Source organism: Escherichia sp. AM3, assembly GCF_032029835.1.
GTDB lineage: Bacteria > Pseudomonadota > Gammaproteobacteria > Enterobacterales > Enterobacteriaceae > Escherichia > Escherichia coli.
In genome coordinates this window covers 1-859 of sequence record NZ_JAVUPQ010000416.1, presented here as the reverse complement: position 1 = coordinate 859, position 859 = coordinate 1, and the positions used below count along the sequence as shown (strand labels likewise).

Genomic DNA, 859 nt, shown 5'->3' with positions numbered 1-859 from the left:
CCTTTATGTAAGAAAGTGCACCGCCACCTAATATATCCAGTGCCTATAGCCACTCATCAGGTGGTTGGGCGCGGGATTATATTTTTATTTATGGGGGGGAAATTTAGCTTTTTGTGCAAGTCATTAAATAGATACCTAAGTTATATTTCTTACTCTGCGGACAGTGAATAATTCATTATTCAGAGTGAATAATAATGGCCTGCCTTTAATTAACAACTATTGGAAATACGTCGAAATAGGTATATATGCCAGGATAAACCAATATATTTTTTATGGATATTCATTTTCCTTCATCGGACTGTAAATTGCGGAGATATCGAACTTGCACTACCCATCGCAACACTCAAACAGATTTATGAATTTCGTTCATAACCCCTGACAAATTCTGCCGTCTAATCGAGCTTTTCCCTTTACGTTATGCTTCTCATGAACGATAACACAACTTGTTCATGAATTAACCATTCCGGATAAACTATGGGATCAAATTCAGGCATCGAAAGGAACTGGCTGGTTTCCGTTAATGGATTAAATATCTATTATGCTCCCGAGAGTAAAACTATCAAATCAATGAGTAACCGATACAGCCTCACAAATTCTTTCAGATAATTAACCCGTCACTGCGGCACGTTCTCTCATAAGGCGTGCCTGCAGTGTAATCCAGTATGTATCCGGCATAGTTGACGGTTTAATAGAACTCAATTCCTCTCCCAAGTCACCAACAACGATATCTTGTATAACACCCCAGGAGATACGACATTATGATGAGATGCGATATGCTCCTCAGCACCAATCAACGCCCGGACTGGGCCAGTCTTGAGATCAGACTCATTCCCGGAACTGACTTCAGGCGACATATATC

At 40.2% G+C, this 859-nt stretch carries 1 pseudogene; it reads left to right on the top strand.

Annotation, left to right across the window (positions count from 1 at the left end):
- Window positions 1-439 precede the first annotated feature (439 nt).
- Window positions 440-529 (top strand): annotated as a pseudogene (locus RTW80_RS26295) (hypothetical protein); the annotation flags it as partial.
- Between the last annotated feature and the right edge of the window lie 330 nt (window positions 530-859).